The organism is Phreatobacter sp., assembly GCF_030691135.1.
Lineage (GTDB): Bacteria > Pseudomonadota > Alphaproteobacteria > Rhizobiales > Phreatobacteraceae > Phreatobacter.
Window position 1 is genome coordinate 45,099 of the sequence record NZ_JAUYFA010000070.1, and the last position, 14,974, is coordinate 60,072.

At 68.1% G+C, this 14,974-nt stretch carries 17 protein-coding genes; 13 read left to right on the forward strand and 4 right to left on the reverse strand.

Annotated features, from left to right (window positions below; all coding sequences use genetic code 11):
• The first annotated feature begins 5 nt into the window (after nucleotides 1–5).
• From fliH to Q8O26_RS12270, 4 genes are all read left to right on the forward strand, one after another.
• Entirely contained in the window at nucleotides 6–644 is a 639-nt protein-coding gene (gene fliH / locus Q8O26_RS12255) for a FliH/SctL family protein (RefSeq protein ID WP_305575958.1), read from the forward strand.
• 80 nt (nucleotides 645–724) lie between these two features.
• Nucleotides 725–1,006: a flagellar motor switch protein FliN gene (gene fliN / locus Q8O26_RS12260; protein ID WP_305576121.1), complete on the forward strand. Its 282-nt coding sequence runs from the start codon at nucleotides 725–727 to the stop codon at nucleotides 1,004–1,006.
• Between the two features lie 13 nt (nucleotides 1,007–1,019).
• The gene (locus Q8O26_RS12265) at nucleotides 1,020–2,399 is read left to right on the forward strand and encodes a sigma-54-dependent Fis family transcriptional regulator (protein WP_305575959.1); all 1,380 of its coding nucleotides are present in this window, start codon (nucleotides 1,020–1,022) and stop codon (nucleotides 2,397–2,399) included.
• Nucleotides 2,400–2,460: 61 nt separating this feature from the next.
• Nucleotides 2,461–2,718, forward strand: a complete 258-nt coding sequence (locus tag Q8O26_RS12270) for a hypothetical protein (RefSeq protein ID WP_305575961.1) — start codon at nucleotides 2,461–2,463, stop codon at nucleotides 2,716–2,718.
• Between the two features lie 10 nt (nucleotides 2,719–2,728).
• Here the strand turns inward: Q8O26_RS12270 and Q8O26_RS12275 are convergent, their stop codons facing one another.
• On the reverse strand, nucleotides 2,729–2,893 hold the full coding sequence (locus Q8O26_RS12275) for a DUF2256 domain-containing protein (RefSeq protein WP_305575963.1): 165 nt from the start codon (nucleotides 2,891–2,893) through the stop codon (nucleotides 2,729–2,731).
• 84 nt (nucleotides 2,894–2,977) lie between these two features.
• Between Q8O26_RS12275 and Q8O26_RS12280 the strand changes: the two genes are divergently transcribed.
• The 5 genes from Q8O26_RS12280 (at nucleotide 2,978) to Q8O26_RS12300 (ending at nucleotide 8,445) form a co-directional block, all read left to right on the forward strand.
• On the forward strand, nucleotides 2,978–3,709 hold the full coding sequence (locus Q8O26_RS12280; protein ID WP_305575965.1) for an SDR family NAD(P)-dependent oxidoreductase: 732 nt from the start codon (nucleotides 2,978–2,980) through the stop codon (nucleotides 3,707–3,709).
• An 8-nt stretch (nucleotides 3,710–3,717) separates the two neighbouring features.
• The gene (locus Q8O26_RS12285) at nucleotides 3,718–5,286 is read left to right on the forward strand and encodes a cryptochrome/photolyase family protein (RefSeq protein WP_305575967.1); all 1,569 of its coding nucleotides are present in this window, start codon (nucleotides 3,718–3,720) and stop codon (nucleotides 5,284–5,286) included.
• A 110-nt stretch (nucleotides 5,287–5,396) separates the two neighbouring features.
• Nucleotides 5,397–6,401, forward strand: a complete 1,005-nt coding sequence (locus Q8O26_RS12290; protein ID WP_305575969.1) for a nitronate monooxygenase family protein — start codon at nucleotides 5,397–5,399, stop codon at nucleotides 6,399–6,401.
• 109 nt (nucleotides 6,402–6,510) lie between these two features.
• The gene (locus Q8O26_RS12295; RefSeq protein WP_305575971.1) at nucleotides 6,511–7,311 is read left to right on the forward strand and encodes a DUF2189 domain-containing protein; all 801 of its coding nucleotides are present in this window, start codon (nucleotides 6,511–6,513) and stop codon (nucleotides 7,309–7,311) included.
• A 102-nt stretch (nucleotides 7,312–7,413) separates the two neighbouring features.
• Complete coding sequence (locus tag Q8O26_RS12300; protein WP_305575973.1) at nucleotides 7,414–8,445, forward strand: ABC transporter substrate-binding protein; 1,032 nt, start codon at nucleotides 7,414–7,416, stop codon at nucleotides 8,443–8,445.
• A gap of 19 nt (nucleotides 8,446–8,464) precedes the next feature.
• On the opposite strand, the gene Q8O26_RS12305 is transcribed toward Q8O26_RS12300, so the two are convergent.
• The gene (locus Q8O26_RS12305) at nucleotides 8,465–9,391 is read right to left on the reverse strand and encodes a polysaccharide deacetylase family protein (protein WP_305575975.1); all 927 of its coding nucleotides are present in this window, start codon (nucleotides 9,389–9,391) and stop codon (nucleotides 8,465–8,467) included.
• Nucleotides 9,392–9,572: 181 nt separating this feature from the next.
• Between Q8O26_RS12305 and Q8O26_RS12310 the strand changes: the two genes are divergently transcribed.
• Both Q8O26_RS12310 and Q8O26_RS12315 read left to right on the forward strand, forming a co-directional pair.
• Nucleotides 9,573–10,544: a D-2-hydroxyacid dehydrogenase gene (locus tag Q8O26_RS12310; protein ID WP_305575977.1), complete on the forward strand. Its 972-nt coding sequence runs from the start codon at nucleotides 9,573–9,575 to the stop codon at nucleotides 10,542–10,544.
• A gap of 121 nt (nucleotides 10,545–10,665) precedes the next feature.
• Nucleotides 10,666–11,565: a PHB depolymerase family esterase gene (locus tag Q8O26_RS12315; protein ID WP_305575979.1), complete on the forward strand. Its 900-nt coding sequence runs from the start codon at nucleotides 10,666–10,668 to the stop codon at nucleotides 11,563–11,565.
• A gap of 13 nt (nucleotides 11,566–11,578) precedes the next feature.
• Here Q8O26_RS12315 and Q8O26_RS12320 read toward each other — a convergent pair whose 3' ends face one another.
• Nucleotides 11,579–12,091 (reverse strand): YHS domain-containing (seleno)protein, encoded by a 513-nt coding sequence (locus Q8O26_RS12320; RefSeq protein WP_305575981.1) that lies wholly within the window; start codon nucleotides 12,089–12,091, stop codon nucleotides 11,579–11,581.
• 174 nt (nucleotides 12,092–12,265) lie between these two features.
• Here Q8O26_RS12320 and Q8O26_RS12325 point away from each other — a divergent pair, with 174 nt between their 5' ends.
• On the forward strand, nucleotides 12,266–12,865 hold the full coding sequence (locus Q8O26_RS12325; RefSeq protein WP_305575983.1) for a DUF1134 domain-containing protein: 600 nt from the start codon (nucleotides 12,266–12,268) through the stop codon (nucleotides 12,863–12,865).
• Nucleotides 12,866–12,982: 117 nt separating this feature from the next.
• Nucleotides 12,983–14,377 (forward strand): hypothetical protein, encoded by a 1,395-nt coding sequence (locus Q8O26_RS12330; RefSeq protein WP_305575985.1) that lies wholly within the window; start codon nucleotides 12,983–12,985, stop codon nucleotides 14,375–14,377.
• A gap of 124 nt (nucleotides 14,378–14,501) precedes the next feature.
• On the opposite strand, the gene Q8O26_RS12335 is transcribed toward Q8O26_RS12330, so the two are convergent.
• A complete protein-coding gene (locus Q8O26_RS12335) occupies nucleotides 14,502–14,924 on the reverse strand; it encodes a phasin family protein (RefSeq protein WP_305575987.1) in 423 nt (140 codons plus the stop codon).
• Nucleotides 14,925–14,974 lie beyond the last annotated feature (50 nt).

Genomic DNA, 14,974 nt, shown 5'->3' on the forward strand with positions numbered 1-14,974 from the left:
TGAACGTGGCAGCGCCGGTCAAATATCTCTTCGAGACGGAGTTCGGGCAGGAGGCGAAGCGCGCCGCCGAGCCGCAGATCGCGCTCACCGACCATGAGCAGTTGATCGCGCTCGCCCGCCAGGAAGGCCACGCGGCGGGGTTCATCGCCGGCGACGCCCGGGCCATGGCTTCCATCGAGCGGCAACGCGCCATCGCCCTCGGTGACCTCGGCGACCGGCTGACGGTGGCCGCCGCCGCGCTGGCCACCCTCGAGGGCCGTCTGGAGGCTGAGGCCATCGACATCGCGGTGGCCGTGGCGCGGAAACTGTCAGGGGCTCTGGTCGCCCGCGAGCCGCTGGTCGACATCCGCGATCTCGTCGCCGACTGCTTCGCCAATCTGCGCAGCGCGCCGCATCTGGTCGTGCGTGTCAGCGATGAACTCCTCGAGGACGCCCGCGCCGAACTGACCAAGCTCGCCGCCGAGCGCGGCTTCGACGGGCGCCTCGTCATCCTGGCGGAGCCGGGCATCCCGCTGGGCGACTGCCGCATCGAATGGTCGAGCGGCGGCGTCATGCTCGACCGTGACGAGACCGCCCGCCGTATCGCCGAGGCGGTCGGCCGCTATATCGCCTCCACCTCCGGTAACGCCGAGGCCCTGACATGACCAATCCGACCGAAACCGGCATGCCGCTGCCCGATCTCGAAAATGACGGCATGGACGTGGTGCCCGGCAGCAATGCCGGTATGGAGGCCGACGAGGGCGCCGACGACAGTTCCAAGGACGCTGCGGATCTGGAAGCCGTCTTCGACGTGCCGGTCAATGTCTCCGCCGTGCTCGGCCGGTCGCGGATGGATGTCGGCGAACTCCTCAAGCTCGGCCCGGGTACTGTTCTCGAACTCGACCGCAAGGTCGGCGAGGCCATCGACATCTATGTGAACGACCGTCTCGTCGCGCGTGGCGAAGTGGTGCTCGTCGAGGATCGCCTCGGCGTCACCATGACCGAAATCATCAAAGCCGAGCGCTGAAGGAAACCGAACGATGCGACTGCTGATCGTCGGAACACTCAAGGGCCAGCTCTCGATCGCCACCAAGATGGCGGTGGACAAGGGCGCTGCCGTCACCAATGCCGAAGACATCGAGACGGCACTGCGCGTCATGCGCTCCAAGGGTGCCGACCTCGTCATGGTCGAGGTGACGATGGACGTCAGGGCGCTCGTCCAGGCCTTCGCGGACGAGATGATCGCCGTACCGATCGTCGCATGCGGCACATCGAACGACGCCCGCGCGGCGGTGGCGGCGATCCATGCCGGCGCCAAGGAATACATCCCGCTGCCGCCTGACCCGGAACTCATCGCCGCTGTGCTGGCGGCGGTCGCCGACGACGCCAAGCAACTCATCTACCGCGACGAGTCCATGGCCCGCGTCGTCCAGCTCGCCAACCAGGTGGCGGGCTCGGACGCCTCTATCCTGATCACCGGCGAGAGCGGCACCGGCAAGGAGGTGCTGGCGCGCTACGTCCACACCAAGTCTAACCGGGCGAAGGCGCCCTTCGTGGCGGTGAACTGCGCCGCCATCCCCGATAATCTCCTGGAGAGCGAGCTCTTCGGCCACGAGAAGGGCGCCTTCACCGGCGCCGTCGCCCGCCGCATCGGCAAGTTCGAGGAGGCCAATGGCGGCACGCTGCTGCTCGATGAAATCTCCGAGATGGATGTCCGCCTGCAGTCGAAGCTCCTGCGCGCCATCCAGGAACGGGTCATCGATCGCGTCGGCGGCACGCGGCCGGTTCCCGTCGACATCCGCATCCTCGCGACCTCCAACCGCACGTTGGCGGACGAGGTGCGCAAGGGCACGTTCCGCGAGGACCTTCTTTACCGACTCAACGTCGTGAACCTGAAGCTGCCGCCGCTGCGCGAGCGTCCGGCCGACATTCTTGAACTCGCCGGGCATTTCGCCAAGAAATATGCCGAGGCCAACGGCATGCAGCCCAAGCTCCTCTCGGCGGATGCACGCCGCCAGCTCACGGTGGCCCGCTGGCCGGGCAATGTGCGCGAACTCGAGAATACGCTGCACCGCGCCGTGCTGCTCTCGACCGGCCCCGAGATCGGCGTCGACGCCATCCGTACGCCCGACGGCGCGCGGCTCGACGAGCGCCGCGGTCCCGACCAGGTGGCGGCGCAGGCGGCGATCGCGGCGGAGGCGGTGACGCGCGGCCTGGTCGGCCGCACCGTGGCCGATGTCGAGCGCGACCTGATCCTCGACACGCTCGGCCATACGCTCGGCAACCGCACCCATGCGGCCAATATCCTCGGCATCTCGATCCGCACGCTGCGCAACAAGCTGAACCAATATGCCGACGAGGGTCATGCCATCCCGCCGCCGCCGCAGGGCGAAGCGCGTTACGAGGCCCGCTACGGCTGATACCGGAGGGCGTTGCGCCGGGCCTCGTCGCTGCTAGAGTTTCCCAAAGGGGAGGCTAGCCATGGGCGTGATTGCCGAGCTAATCGTCTACGTCATCGTGGACATTCTTCTCCTCGGGCTCGCCACCCTGCTGCTGCCGCTGCTGAGTTTCGGGCGAGCCCGCGTCGCCCCGGCCGATGCGCCCGGGCCCTTCCCCTTCCACGGATTCCGCCGCGCGAGTGACGGACGCGTGGAGGTCGGCCGCTCGCAGGTGGGCGTCTACACGCTGCTCGTACTCTTGATCCTCCTCGCCCTCTGGCTGATCGCAGCGGGGCGCTGATATAGCGCCGCTAGCTCTGCTCGGCGGCCGCTTTCGGACGGCTTGTCCGGCAGCGGTCCGAGCAGTAACGCACCTCGTCCCAGACCCGCTCCCACCTCTTGCGCCAGGCGAAAGGGCGGCCACAGGTGGCGCAGGTCTTCTGCTGCAGGTCTGCCTTGCGGACCATCTTCGCCATCGCGCACCCATCCCTGAACCGCCGCCCGGTGCCCGCCGTATCACACAGACCGGCCACGAAGCCGGCAGCGGAACAGCGGGAAACATGGCCGATACCTTCCTCATCTACGGCGGCTCGGGTGGCATCGGATCGGCGCTGGCGCGCCGGCTGTGCGGCCGCGGGCATCGGGTTCACCTGGTGGCGCGCGACCGCGAACGCCTGGAGGCCCTCGCGACCGAGATCGGCGCGAGCTATTCGGTGGCCGACGTCACCAACCGCGCCAGCATTGAGGCGGCCGCAGCCGAGGCCGGCGACAGGCTCGCGGGCCTCGCCTATTGCGTCGGCTCGATCAATCTCAAGCCCGTGGCGCGTCTCACCGATGCCGATTTCACCCGCGATTTCGAGATCAACGCCCTCGGTGCCGTGCGTGCCGTCCAGGCGAGCCTCCCGGCCCTCAAGGCCTATGAGGGATCGACGGCCGCGATCCTTCTCGTCTCGACGGTGGCGGTGGCCCAGGGCTTCGCCGCCCATGCCTCCGTCTCGATGGCGAAGGGCGCGGTGGAAGGCCTGACCGTGGCGCTCGCGGCCGAACTCGCCCCGAAGATCCGGGTCAACTGCGTCGCGCCATCGCTGACGCGGACGCCGCTGGCCAAGGCGCTGACCGGCTCGGAGACCATGGCCAACGCCATCGCCGCGCTGCATGCAATCCCGCGGCTCGGCGAGCCGGACGACGTGGCGGCGCTCGGCGCGCTGTTGCTCGATGCCGAGGCGGGATGGATCACCGGCCAGATCATCGGCGTCGACGGCGGCCGCTCCATGCTGCGCACCAAGGGCTGAGACGGGCCTTGCCGACGCTGCGCCTCGTTCTCGGCGACCATCTGTCGCGTGACGTCGCCGCCCTCGACGGGCTGGATGCGGCCGGCGACGTCGTGCTCATGGTCGAGGTTGCGGCGGAGACGACCTATGTCCCTCACCACAAGCAGAAGATCGTCTTCATCCTGGCGGCGATGCGGCATTTCGCCGAGGCACTGCGGCAGGAGGGCATCCGTGTCGACTATGTGCGGCTCGACGACCCGGCCAATAGCGGCAGCTTCACCGGCGAGCTGACGCGGGCGCTGGCGCGACATGCCGTCGACCGCATCGTGGTGACCGAGCCCGGCGAGTGGCGGGTGCGCGCCATGATGGAGGATTGGGCCGCGGCGACCGGGCTGTCGGTCGAGATCCGCGAGGACGACCGGTTCTTCTGCCGGCGCGGCCGCTTCGCCCGCTGGGCGGATGGTCGCAAGTCGTTCCGCATGGAATTCTTCTATCGGGAGATGCGGCGCGAGACGGGGCTGCTGATGGAGGGTGACCAGCCCGTCGGCGGGCAGTGGAACTACGACGCCGAGAACCGGAAGACCCTGCCGAAGGGCGCGCGGCCACCGCTTCGCCTGCGTTTCGCACCGGACGCAGTGACCCGCGGCGTGATGGACCTCGTGAACACGCGTTTCGCCGGCCATTTCGGCGATCTCGAACCCTTCGGCTGGGCGGTGACGCGGGCGGATGCGCTGAAGGCGCTCGACCATTTCATCGCCGAGGCGCTGCCCGCCTTCGGCGACGTGCAGGACGCGATGAAGCGCGGTGAGCCCTTCCTCTATCACGGCCTCGTCTCGCCCTATCTGAATGTCGGCCTGCTGACGGCGCGCGAGGTGTGTCTGGCGGCGGAGACGGCCTGGCGCCGTGGCGCCGCCCCGCTCAATGCGGTTGAGGGTTTCATCCGCCAGATCCTCGGCTGGCGCGAATATGTCCGCGGCATCTACTGGCACCAGATGCCCGGCTATGCCGAGACGAACGCGCTGGCCGCGGCGCGCCCGCTGCCCTGGTTCTACTGGTCCGGCGAGACCGATCTCGCCTGTCTGGCCGAGGTGGTCGGCGACACCCGTCGCAACGCCTATGCTCATCATATCCAGAGGCTGATGGTCGCCGGCAATTTCGCGCTCCTCGCCGGCATCCGCCCGGCTGAGGTGGAGGCCTGGTATCTCGCCGTCTATGTCGACGCCTTCGACTGGGTGGAACTGCCCAATGTCCACGGCATGGTGATGTTCGCCGATGGCGGGCTCCTCGCGTCCAAGCCCTATGCCGCGTCCGGCGCCTATATCGACCGGATGTCCGACTATTGCGCGGGCTGCACCTACGACCCCAAGGTGAAGGTCGGCAAAGGGGCCTGCCCGTTCAACCTGCTCTACTGGAACTTCATCGCCGAGAATGCCGGCACGCTGCGCGGCAATCCGCGAATGGCCATGCCCTATCGCACCTGGGAGGGCATGGAGAGCGGCCGCAAGGCGCAGATTCTGACCGAGGCGCGCGCCTTCCTCGACGGGCTGGATGCACGCCCGGCGGCATCGCGCGGGCGCCAGACGATGCTCGATCTCTAGGTCCGCCATGCCATCCGCCGACCGGGAGGGCTTCCCCCGCCGGCGGCGATCGGCTTTCATGCGACGTGTCGATACACGTCACGAAACATTTGGCCCCCGGAACGCTCCCCATGTCGCTTCCCGCTTCGCTTGCCAGCCGCCTGCAGCTCCCGGCCATCGGCTCGCCGCTGTTCATCGTGTCGAACCCCGACCTCGTCATCGCCCAGTGCAAGGCCGGCATCGTCGGCTCCTTTCCGGCGCTGAACGCCCGGCCTGGTCCGGTGCTCGAGGACTGGCTGAAGCGCATCACCGAGGAATTGGGCGCCTATGACGAGGCCAATCCGCACGCGCCCTCGGCGCCGTTCGCGGTGAACCAGATCGTCCACAAGTCGAACGACCGGCTCATGCACGACGTCGAGATGTGCGTGAAATACAAGGTACCGGTGGTCATCACCTCGCTCGGTGCCCGCCCGGAGCTCAACGACGCGATCCATTCCTATGGCGGCATCACGCTGCATGACATCATCAATATCACCCATGCCAAGAAGGCGCTGGAGAAGGGTGCCGACGGCCTCATCGCCGTGGCGGCCGGCGCCGGCGGCCATGCCGGCACGCTTTCGCCCATCGCCCTGATCCAGGAGATCCGCGAGTTCTTCCAGGGGCCGCTGGTGCTGTCGGGCGCCATCGCGACGGGCCGTGCCATTCTCGCGGCCCAGGCGCTGGGGGCAGACCTCGGCTATATCGGCTCGGCCTTCATCGCCACGAAGGAGGCCAATGCGACCGAGGCCTACAAGCAGGCGATCGTCGATGGCACGGCCGGCGACATCGTCTATTCGAACCTGTTCACCGGCGTGCACGGCAACTACCTGCGCGCCTCCATCGTCAATGCCGGTCTCGATCCGGACCACCTGCCGGAGAGCGACCCGTCCAAGATGAGCTTCGGCTCGGGCGGCTCGGAGAAGACCAAGGCCTGGCGCGACATCTGGGGTTCGGGCCAGGGCATCGGCGCCGTCAAGGTGGTGGAAAGCGCCGGCGAGTTCATCGCAAGGCTGAAGCGGGAATATGCCGAGGCCTACAAGGGCCTTTCCGCCGTCACCGCCTGGCCGTTGCGCGAGGCCCAGCGCCTCGCAGGCTGAACCACAGGACGCTTGACGCGGCGCGCAACCGCGTCATCCTCTCTGGTCAACCCCCGAAATCAGCTGGCCTCGAAGCCGGCGGCGTCACGCCATGCGGGGAAGCACCATCATGACCGACACATCGGTAACGGGCATCGCGCCGCGACCGCCGGAGCCCATCGTCAAGATCGCGACGGTCGAGGACATCAAGGCAGCGCTGGAGGCGGCCTGGGGCGACCTGAGGGCAGTGCCCGCCTACGGCCTGTTCTTCGGCGCCATCTATTGGCTCGGCGGCCTGATGCTGCTGATCCTGCCGGCGCGGTTCGGTTATGCCTGGGCGGTGTTTCCGCTCGCCGCCGGTTTCGCGCTGATCGGCCCCTTCGTCGCTGTCGGGCTCTACGAGGTGTCGCGGCTGCGCGAGACCGGCATCCGTCCGACCTGGGGGGCGGTGCTGGCGACGGTGTGGCGGCAGGGCGGGCGGGAGCTCTCCTGGCTCGCCTTCCTCACCATCTTCATCTTCATCATCTGGATGTACCAGGTGCGCATGCTCTATGCGCTGTTCTTCGGCTTTGCCAGCCTCGATCCCGTGCTCTTCGCCAAGGCGCTGTTTCTGACCACCGACGGCTGGGCCTTTCTCGCGGTCGGCACCACCGTCGGCGCGGCGATGGCGCTCTTCACCTTCTCCATCACGGTGATCTCCTTCCCGCTGCTGCTCGACCGCGACCTCGACATCGTCACCGCCATGATCACCTCGGTCAGGACCGTGCAGGCGAGCCCGGTGGTCATGCTGGGATGGGGGGCAGTGACCGCCGTCGTCGTCTTCCTCGCCATGGCGCCCTTCTTCGCCGGGCTGCTGGTCGTCCTGCCTCTCTGGGGCCATGCGACGTGGCACCTCTACCGGCGGCTCATCATTTTTGCCCCGCCTGCCTGAGGCTGCGGCAACCTGTATGGTCCCTATGGCAAAGTTCTTGCGTCGGGTCGGGTCGTGACTGTCCGGCCGCCTTCGCGCGGCCCTTTCCGCGGAGCCAGCCCCATGATCACCCGACGCGCAGCCACTGCAGGCCTCGGCCTCACCCTCTTCGCCCCCGCCGTGCGGGCGCAGGGGCTGACACCCATCAAGTTCACGCTGGGATGGAAGACCCAGGGCTCCGACGCGCCCTATTTCGTCGCCCGCGACAAGGGCTATTTCCGCGAGGCCGGGCTCGACGTCACCATCGACCAGGGCGAGGGCTCGGGCGCCACCGTCACCCGCATCATGGGCGGTGCCTATGATGCAGGCTTCGGCGACATCAATGCGATCATTCAGAATGCAGCGACGCGACCTGCCGACACCCCGGTGATGGTCTACCAGATGTGGAACCAGCCGCCCTTCGCGATCGTCGCGAAGAAGTCGACTGGCATCACCACGGTGAAGGACCTCGAGGGCCGCAGGCTCGGCGGTGCGCCGGGCACGCCGACGACACGTCTGCTACCGGTCTTCGCCAAGGCCAACAATCTCGACATGGCCAAGCTCGTCGTCACCAGCATGGCGCCCAACCTGCAGGAGCCGATGCTGATCCAGGGCCAGATCGACGCGGCGCTGGTCTTCAACATCACCAGCTATTTCAACCTGGTGCTGAACCGCCAGGACCCGGACAAGGACTTCGTCTGGTTCGCCTTCGGCGACCATGGCCTCGATCTCTATTCCAACGGAACGATGGTCTCGCAGAAGCTGCTGAAGGACAATCCGCGGGCGGTTGCCGGCCTGGTCAGGGCGGTCAACCGTGCCAATATCGAGGTCGCCGCCGATCAGAACATGGGCATGGCGGCGGTGCGCGCCTATGATGGCCTCGTCAACATCCCGGTCGAGAAGCGCCGCCTGCAATATGCCTTCGACAAGCTGATCATGTCGCCCGAGCTGAAGGATATCGGCGCTGGCGACGTGAAGGACGACCGTCTCGCCCGCGCCATCGGCATGGTGGTGACCGGCTACGCGCTGACGCGGACACCGGCGCCGGCGGAAATCTTCAACCGCTCGTTCCTGCCGTCCCGCGCCGAGCGGGAGATGACCTACACGATGACCTGAGGCGGGCGCTGCGGGGGGCTCAAGCCCCCCGCGAACCCGGCACGATGCCTTCCGGCAGGGCTGCGACATGGCTCGCGATGGCACCGGCCGTCGCAAGCCAGACGTCGTCGCGGCGGAGCGCGATATGGGCGAGGGCCCGTCGCAACTGCCTGAGGCGGTAGGGCTGGCCGACGATATAGGGATGGAGCGCGATGCCCATGACCAGCGGCATGGCGCGCGACTGTTCCAGCATCTCCTCGAACTGGTCGATGATCATGTCGGCGAACTGGCCGGCGGAATCCTTGCGCGCGACGATGGCCGGGATGTCGTTGAGCTCCTGCGGATAAGGCAGTGACAGGATCCGGCCGCCGCCGCGGGTCGAGAACCAGACCGGCTGGTCGTCCTGGCACCAGTCCAGCAGATAGGTGTAGCCGCCCTCGGCTAGGAGGTCGGGCGTCACCTGGCTCTGCGAGATCCAGGGACCGAGCCAGCCCTGCGGCGCCTTGCCCTCGGCAGCAGAGATCACCGCCGTCGTCTCGCCGATCAGCATCCGCTCGCCGGCCTCGTCGAGGAGACCCTGGCGCTCGGAATTGGTCCGGCCATGGCCGAGGACCTCGTCGCCGCGCGCGCGGAAGGCATCCATGACCTCCGGGCAATAGCCGTAAATCGATGAGTTGACGAGGACGGAGGCGGGCAGGGCGAGCGTGTCGAACAGCTCGATCATCCGCCAGACGCCGACGCGGTTGCCGTAGTCGCGCCAGGCGTAGTTGAGGACGTCCGGCTGCGGGCCGCCGGGTGCGAGTTCGGCGCCGAGCCCGGTGCCGAAGGCGAAATGCTCGAGATTGACGCCGAGATAGACGGCGAGCCGCTTGCCCTCCGGCCAGTCATAGACCGGCCGCCGCGTGATGGCGCTGTAGGCATAGCGTCCGTGGGAGGGCAGGGCGGGCGGCACGGGTAACTGGGTCATGATCGCACGGGCATGGAGGGAAAAGGGAGATGGCGGCAGCGTGCCGAAAGGCCATGGGGCTTTGCAAGCGCCGTACCGCGGAAGGCCCCATGCGCGCGGGCCTGTGGACCTTCCCATGCGCCGCCATTGCCTTCCCCGAGCTTCTGGGGATGATCGGCCGGCCCTTCATACCGGATGATCCATGACCTCCCTTCCCGCGCTTTCCGACCTGACCATCGGCTTCGGCCATTCCGCCTATCGCCTCGGGGAGGAGTTCGCCCGCCGGAACACCGGCATCCGCTTCGAGGAGTTCCGCTCGGCCGCCGACTTCCATGCCCGCATCGGCGACTTCGACGTCGTCTGCGTCTCCGCCTTCTGGCGGGGCGCGCCGCTGGAACAGGCGGGCAAGCTGCGCTTCATCCAGTCGGTGAGTGCCGGCATCGACGTCTTCGGCATCGAGGCGCTGAAGGCCCGCGGCATCCGTCTCGCCAGCGCCCAGGGGGCCAATGCCATCGCCGTCGCCGAGCACGCCATGGGGCTGACGCTGGCGCTGTCGCGGATGATCCATACCGCCCGCGACAACCAGGCGCGCAAGCACTGGCGGGGCATGATCTCCGATCCGCGCGCGCGCGAGGACGAACTCGCCGGCAAGACGATGCTGATCGTCGGCCTCGGCGGCATCGGCGGGCGCCTCGCCCGCTTCGCCAAGGCTTTCGACATGCGCGTCATCGGCCTGAAGCGCGACACGAGCGTCCGCGTTGAGAACGTCGACGCGCTGGTCGGTCCCGCCGATCTCGACCGGGCCCTGGGCGAGGCCGACATCGTCGCGCTGACCTGCCCGCTGACGCCGGAGACGCAGGGGCTGATCAACGCCGACCGGCTGAGGGCGATGAAGCCGACCGCCCATCTCATCAATTGCGCCCGCGGCAAGGTGGTGGACGAGGATGCGCTGGTGGCGGCGCTCCAGGCCGGCACGATCGCCGCGGCCGGTCTCGACGTGACGCGCGACGAGCCGCTCCCCGAGGCCTCGCCGCTGTGGGCCATGGAGAACGTGCTGATCACCCCGCATACGGGTGGCGAGACGGCTTCCTACGAGAAGCGCGTCGTCGATCTCCTGGTCGACAATCTCGGCCGCCTGTCGCGGGGCGAGCCGCTGGTCAACGGCATCGTCTGACGGGGAGACTCGGCCTTTTCCCGGTCATGTTGCCTTTCACGCGCGGATACCGCCAAATTCAGAGGTGATGATTCTTTCCGGTGGTCGAGGTCTGTGGCTGGCGACCTTGGCGGGGCTGGCGATGGTTCTCGTCGCCCTGACCGGGGCAGTTCGGCCTGCCGCAGCGCAGGGTGCCATCACGCTGACCTATCAGATGCCGGGCGGCAACCGCACAGCGCTCATGACCGACTTCGCACGCGGTCGCCCGGCGCCGCTCGTCATCGTCCTGCACGGGGCGGAGGGATCTGCGGAACAGATCCGCCGTTATCTCACCTGGGACGAGATCGGTGCGCGCGAGAAACTCGTCGTGGTCTATCCGCAGGGGGTACGGGGGTCGTGGAACGACGGCCGGCCGACCGATGGGCGCCGCTTCAACCCGCTGTCACGCATCGACGACGTCGCCTTCATCCGCAACCTCGTCGCCGATCTCAACAACAAGGGCCGCATCGACCGTCGCCGCGTCTATGTCGTCGGCCTGTCGGCCGGCGGCCACATGACGAACCGGCTGATCTGCGAGGCGAGCGACATCTTCGCCGCCGCGGCCCCGCTGCTCGCCACGCTGTCGGTCCGCTGGAGCCGCTTCTGCCCCGGCCAGCCGATGCCTGTCCTGATGGTCGCCGGCACCGAAGATCCGATCACGCCCTTCGGCGGACGGGCGGGCGGCGTCGACCCCGACAGCGCCCTCCATCCCGTCATGGACAGTTTCGCCTTCTTCCGCAGCCGCAACGGCTGCCTCTCCGCTGGTGAGCGGGTGCTTCCCGAACAGGAAACGTCCGACAATTCGCGGGTCTTCCTCAGCGAGGGCACGGGCTGCCTGCATGCGGTGAGGGTCTATCGCGTGGAGGGCGGCGGACATCACACACCGACCCGGCTCCAGCGCCGGCAGAGGCCGCCGATGGGCGCCCTGCTCGGCCAGCAGAACCACGACATCGAGACGGACGAGGAGATCTGGGCCTTCTTCGCCGGCAAGCGCCGGCCCTGACGCGGCCGCCCGTTCAGGGGACGAGCTGCGCCTTCACGGCGGGCCAGCGCATCTCGGCGCGGTCGAGAGCCTGTTCCGGATCGGTGACGAAGGCCTGCCGGTTGGCTTCGGAGTGGAAAACGTAGAGGCGATCGCGGTAGAGGGCCCAGACCGAGGGATGCCCGGCGGTCGGCACGCCGTCGCCGATGGCGACCGGATCGTGGCCGCCGAAGCGCGGCTCGTAGATGGCCGGGTCCTGCATGAAGGCTTCGCGATTGCCTTCGTTGATGAAGCGCCAGGTGGCGCCCGCCCAGGCCAGTTCATAGGTCGCGGAACCCGGGCGCGGTGCCCGTTCGGTGAAATAGGCGACGGGGTCGAAGCCGAAGATGGCGAGGCCCGTGAGCCGGTCGGTGACGACGCGTTCGGTGGTGGCGGCGCGGGTGCCGGTCTCGCTGGTCATGCTGATGAGCACGGCGATGCCGGCATACAATCCCGTGATCGCCAGCGTCCAGGCGAGCGGGCGCAGAAACTGCCTCAACACCGACATGATCTCACCTGATTCTGGGGCCTCAACGTCACTGGACCATGCTTTCAGAGGGTAACTTCTTCCTTACCGGCGTCGTTTAAATGCCGGTCTGGTGACCAGATGGTTACCATCCGCGTCTAGCATGAGCCAACCTGCTCCGGCGCCGCTCGGCCCGGGCCCTTTCGAGAGGTGAGCATGCGCCATCCCACGTCATACGACCGCCGCACGATCGTCGCCGGCCTCGGTGCGTCGTTCCTCGTCGGCCTCAACCAGAGCGCCCATGCCCAGCGCTCCTACGATTCCCAGTCGCCGCAGACCTTCTCGGGCAACGAGGTGCTGACGGCAGGCCATCGCTTCTTCGGCGGCACGAGCCGCGGCCTCGCCAATCTCGTCGAGCGGGCGACCCGCCAGTGGGGCCAGCCGACGGCCTATATCCTCGGCCAGGAGGGCTCCGGCGCCTTCGTGGCGGGCCTGCGCTATGGCGAGGGCATGCTCTACACCAAGGGCGGCGGCGACGCGAAGGTCTATTGGCAGGGACCGACCCTCGGTCTCGACTTCGGCGGCGACGGCGCGCGCACGATGATGCTCGCCTATCGCGTCCGCGACATCTCCGACCTCGAGCGCCGCTTCATCGGGATCGACGGCTCCGCCTATCTGGTGGGTGGGCTCGGCATGACCGCGCTCGGCGCCGACAACATGCTCATCGTGCCCATCCGCACCGGCGTCGGCGCCCGCCTCGGCGTCAACGGCGGCTACCTGAAGTTCACGTCCCAGCCCACCTGGAACCCCTTCTGAGTGGTAGCCGGCTGGACGGCATGCCCTAACGTTGTCGCCTGACGGCCTTGGCACTTTCCGCCGCATCGTCAGCGTGGCAGAAGGGTGATGGCCGGCCACCATGGGAGATGCGCCGTCGTGACCATCGAGACCGCCATGGTCTTCGTCCTGGGCTTCGTTGTCGCAGCGCTCCTGTCGCTGGCGCTGATGGGGGCCGTATGGCGGCGGGCGGTGCGGCTGACAACCCGACGGGTGGAAAGCGCCGTGCCGCTGTCGATGGCCGAGATCAAGGCGGACAAGGACCAGGTGCGGGCCGAATCCGCCCTGGCGATCCGGCGCGCCGAGATCGTCGCGGACAAGCTGCGCGAGGCGGCCAATCTGCAGACGATCGAGATCGCCCGCCGCGTCGAGACCATCCGCGATCTGAATGTCGAGCTCGACGCCCGTGCCGCGCGTATCGCCGGGCTGGAAGGCGACAGGACCCGCCTCGAGGCGCAGGTCGCGGCCACGGAGGCGACCGTCGCGGCGCGGGCCGAGGACCTCGCCGGTGCCAGGATCGAGATCGCCGCAGGCGCAGCCGCCCTTGCCGCGCTGACGTCGGAGCATGAAGCCAAGGTCGCCGAGAGTGACGCCCAGCGGGTCGCGATCGTGGCGCTTCGCACGCAGGTCGATAACCAGCGCAGCCAGATCGGGAAGTTATCGGCGGATCTTGCCACCGCCGAGGCCGATCTCGCCGGCCACCGGCTCTCCTATGCCGAAACTTCCAACCTCCTGACCTCCGAGCGCCAGCGCATCGCCGACGTCCAGGCCGCGCTCAAGCGCGAGCAGGAGGGGACTGCGGGTCTGCGCGCAGACCTGGCCGATACCGGCAGGAAGCTCGCAGAGACGGCGACGCTGCTCACCGCAGAGCGCAAGCGCAGCGGCGAGCAGGCCGGCGAGATCAAGGGATTGCAGGGCCGGCTGGCGGCGGAGGAGAAGCGCGCCGCCAAGCTGGAGCGCGAGCGCGACAAGCTGCAACTCTCCCTCGCCTCCGAAACCGAGCGGGCGACCCGCGAGCAGAGCGCCCGCGACGCCGTCGAGCGCAGTCTCGCTCGCATCGAAGCCGATCGCGACCGCGTCCGGAAGGAGGTCGAGGAGGTCAAGGAACGCAGTTCCGAGGCTGCCCGCCGCCTGCAGATCGCAGCGGAGACCGCCATCGCCGAAAAAAACGTCCTGGAAGGCTCGCTCGCCAATGTCCGCGAGGATCGCACACGGATCCAGCGCGAGGTGGCGGCGCTGACCCGCTCGGCCGAGAACGTCCTTGTCCGGGAGACGGTGGACGGCGACGAACTCCGCAGCCGGATCGACGACGTGGCCATCGAAGTGGCGCGGGTGACGTCCCTGCTTGAGGGGCCTGGCTCGCGCATCGACCAGATCCTCGCCGCCTCCGCACCGACCGGTGCCGGCGGTCGTCGCCGTCGGAACGATCTGCCGCTCGCAGAGCGCATCCGGGCCGTGCTCGACGCCAGCCGCGGCAACCAGGCCGCAGAATAGACACTTCGGCTTCGATCAGGACCGGCGCCGCCAGGCAGTTCGGATATCGCGCGTGCAGGTCGCCATGACCCGGCTCCCCCTCGCGCGAGCGCGGGGGAGTGAAGTTATTGCCTCCAGTCCGGTATCAGCGGCGCGTGAAATTCTGGCGGATTTCCTCGAAGCTCTCCTTCATGCGGTCCTGGATGACCCGCACGGCTTCGGCATTGGATTTCTGCATCAATTCGGCCATGTCGCGGGTGTTCTTGACCGCGGCCTCCATGGCGCGCTTGGCGAACTCGGTCTGCGCCGCCATGATTTCCTGCGCGCTGCCCGGGAGCTTGAAGCTCTCGGCGGCCGCCTGAATCTCTTTCACGGCCGTCTCGACGATCTCTTTCTGCTTGGCGGCGACGGCCGTCGCGCCCTCGGCTGCGGCCTTGCCACTGGCAGCGAGCGCCTCGAGATTCTTGCGGTGATGCTCGACGATCTTCTCCATGTCGACGGCCGGGACCTTCATGTCCTCGCCGAGCTTCTTGAACATGTCGAGCATGGCCTGGGGCGTCTGGGTCATGGAATGTCTCCGCTGCGAGGGACGTTTGGAGGGACGGCGGGCCGCCTGTG

Excerpts from the sequence above, each read along its gene's own strand:
- fliN (WP_305576121.1), top strand. The coding sequence starts at position 725 with ATGGAGGCCGACGAGGGCGCCGACGACAGTTCCAAGGACGCTGCGGAT.
- Q8O26_RS12265 (WP_305575959.1), top strand. The coding sequence starts at position 1,020 with ATGCGACTGCTGATCGTCGGAACACTCAAGGGCCAGCTCTCGATCGCC.
- Q8O26_RS12270 (WP_305575961.1), top strand. The coding sequence starts at position 2,461 with ATGGGCGTGATTGCCGAGCTAATCGTCTACGTCATCGTGGACATTCTT.
- Q8O26_RS12275 (WP_305575963.1), bottom strand. The coding sequence starts at position 2,893 with ATGGCGAAGATGGTCCGCAAGGCAGACCTGCAGCAGAAGACCTGCGCC.
- Q8O26_RS12280 (WP_305575965.1), top strand. The coding sequence starts at position 2,978 with ATGGCCGATACCTTCCTCATCTACGGCGGCTCGGGTGGCATCGGATCG.
- Q8O26_RS12290 (WP_305575969.1), top strand. The coding sequence starts at position 5,397 with ATGTCGCTTCCCGCTTCGCTTGCCAGCCGCCTGCAGCTCCCGGCCATC.
- Q8O26_RS12295 (WP_305575971.1), top strand. The coding sequence starts at position 6,511 with ATGACCGACACATCGGTAACGGGCATCGCGCCGCGACCGCCGGAGCCC.
- Q8O26_RS12300 (WP_305575973.1), top strand. The coding sequence starts at position 7,414 with ATGATCACCCGACGCGCAGCCACTGCAGGCCTCGGCCTCACCCTCTTC.
- Q8O26_RS12305 (WP_305575975.1), bottom strand. The coding sequence starts at position 9,391 with ATGACCCAGTTACCCGTGCCGCCCGCCCTGCCCTCCCACGGACGCTAT.
- Q8O26_RS12310 (WP_305575977.1), top strand. The coding sequence starts at position 9,573 with ATGACCTCCCTTCCCGCGCTTTCCGACCTGACCATCGGCTTCGGCCAT.
- Q8O26_RS12315 (WP_305575979.1), top strand. The coding sequence starts at position 10,666 with ATGGTTCTCGTCGCCCTGACCGGGGCAGTTCGGCCTGCCGCAGCGCAG.
- Q8O26_RS12320 (WP_305575981.1), bottom strand. The coding sequence starts at position 12,091 with ATGTCGGTGTTGAGGCAGTTTCTGCGCCCGCTCGCCTGGACGCTGGCG.
- Q8O26_RS12325 (WP_305575983.1), top strand. The coding sequence starts at position 12,266 with ATGCGCCATCCCACGTCATACGACCGCCGCACGATCGTCGCCGGCCTC.
- Q8O26_RS12335 (WP_305575987.1), bottom strand. The coding sequence starts at position 14,924 with ATGACCCAGACGCCCCAGGCCATGCTCGACATGTTCAAGAAGCTCGGC.